Here is a 2,455-nt window from a genome sequence, read left to right as displayed (position 1 = left end):
ATATATTATTTCTATTAATTCTATATCTAATTTGAAGGAAAGTCTTTTGATAATATACTCCCAAAAGATAACTGGCAAAATAAGACAATGCATTGCTTAGTATAATACTATAAAATCCAGTGAAACGGTATAAAGCATAGAATGCAATAACGTTAACTATTACTGATGAGAACTGAATTACAATTGTTTTTTCGGGGTGATTCTTACCCATTAAATAATAGTAGATCGGTAGTGTAAGTGGTGAAAACAGTAAATAGGGAATAACGATTCCATTAATGAATAATGAATAATTATCAATGTCGTAGCGGAGCCACAAGTTTACGATATTGTGGCAGGATAAAAATAGAATGCAGCAGAATGGTAATACTAACCAAAATATTTTTATTGTCATATCTTTTATTAAGTTGGCAATAAGTTTAGTTTCTGTTAATTGTGATATATATGGGAAAAGCGGTTGCATCAATTTATTAAACAACCCGGACACCTGACCTCTAATCTTTAGTGCTATTTCGAAATAAGCTACTGCGTTTACTCCAAAATAGTTTGATATTAGTATTTTAAATAATGGCTCATTAAAGAAAGCAACAACCCCTGATGCATATATTTTTGCCCCATATTTTATTTGTTTTTGCGCATTGCTTCGTAGATTATTTCTGCATTTCTGTATTTGTATTCCTTTCCAATATCGAAAAAAACAATAGATATTGGTTGCCATCCATAGGCTTGCAGCGAATAAGATAACTAATCCTATAGTCTCCAATTGATAGCCCATAGAAACAACAATTATAATTCCTCCCCAATATACACAACTATAAATTAATTGAATCATATTACTCAAATAAATTCGTTGCATGCCATTGAATACGGCGATAAAAGTTTGCCCTATTAGTAATATTGCATTAGCAGGCAATAACATACAGAATAGAGCTTCGGCTTGTTGGTAATAAATATCAGGAATATCCAATAAACTACCAAGGAAAAAAGAACGTAATAAGTACGCGATAATACTGACTGGAACGATAATTGAACTCGAAAGTATTAATGATACTAATATATCCTTGTCCGATTCTGTACTTTTCCCTTGCTCGGCTATAAATTTTGTTAATGATACATCTAATCCTAAATTGGTAAATAAATTTAAATTTCCAATAACGGAAACTAAGGCAAATACACCATATAAATCAGTTCCTAATTTATGGATAAAAACAGGAATACTGAAGAATGTTAATAAAGCGGTTATTACTAGCTGACATACCCCACTTATAGAATTATTGATTAGAACTTTTTTTTTAGTCATTTAGGCTTTCATTTCTATGGTTATGTTCTTTTATAAGAATATAACCTATACTCATTGTGCAAGTTAGGAAAATGATCATAATAAATATAACCAATAATCTTGGAGAAACCGGTTTAGATAAACAGTATGCGGCATCAACTATTTGAGAATTCGGGGTGTTTGAAGATAATGTTAAGCAGCTTTCTTCTCTCTGCTGCAACAGATATATATATAATTCTTGTTTTAAATACATTTGCCGCTGTATATTTGTGAATTCGCGTTCTTGAGTTGGGGCGTCTTTTAAACGCATTTCGTAAAATTCGTCTTGTTCCATTAATTTGTCGCGAGTTACTTTAAGTCCATTTTTTATTCCTTTTACAGTGTTCAATAAGTTAAGGCGCATTGCATTTAGTTGCTCATTACCTATTTCTATTGCTGGATTATTGATATTAGTACTTTTTAATAATTTCATACGTTCCAATAGTGCATCGTTGTATTGCTGTAATCCTTCTATCGCTTTAGGGTCATTGAGTCCTATATTTAATGGTATTAACGAATATTGATTCTTGGGATCCATAATAAAATTCTCCATGTATTCTATGACAACATATTGAGTTTCTATTTCAAGTTGCTGCTTTTTTAGAAGACCGTTATTTGTATAGATGGCTTTAAGTTCAGCTCCTATGTCGGCAAGTTTGTGTTGCTTTTTATACAATTCTATATCAATTTCCAAATTAGAAAGTTCTTTTTGTACTATATTTAATCTCTCGTCCAAAAAAGTTAACTTATCACTTGCCTCTTTGTGTCTTTGTTCCAATCCTCGGCTATTATATGCTTTTATTAAAGAATTGAGAATATCTTTTCCTTTTTCGAAATTATATTCGGTAGTAGAAAGGTTGATTAAGTTTGCCTTTTTGGATATCAAATCTACTTCTACTTTCTTTTGCAGCAATTCAGCTGCCAAATCATAACCTTTGTATTCGACTTTTATATTATAATTTTTTTCTGGGTTATAGTATGAGGTTGGTGATATTGTAAAATTGCCATAGAGAGTAGATATTTCCCCACAGGGAGAGGTAAAGGTTGTTTCGCCTATTAACTTTTTAAGTATTCCCGACTTATATACTTTAATATTGCATTTGTTTGAGGATATTTTTACCTTAAAATATAAAATACTTT

Annotated in this window: 2 protein-coding genes; both read right to left on the bottom strand. The window is 30.8% G+C overall.

The features are described from left to right. Positions 1 to 1,297: oligosaccharide flippase family protein (locus QVP90_RS11870; protein ID WP_288204398.1), on the bottom strand; the 1,297-nt coding region annotated here is incomplete at its 3' end. After that, the coding region (locus tag QVP90_RS11865) for a GumC family protein (protein ID WP_288204396.1) at positions 1,290 to 2,455 on the bottom strand (1,166 nt) is incomplete at its 5' end. The genes QVP90_RS11865 and QVP90_RS11870, both read right to left, overlap by 8 nt.

Source organism: Bacteroides sp. CAG:189 (genome assembly GCF_000432295.1).
In the GTDB taxonomy this organism is placed as follows: Bacteria; Bacteroidota; Bacteroidia; order Bacteroidales; family Bacteroidaceae; genus Bacteroides; species Bacteroides salyersiae.
The sequence above is the reverse complement of the archived record's forward strand: the minus strand, read 5'-3'. Positions and strand labels throughout refer to the sequence as shown.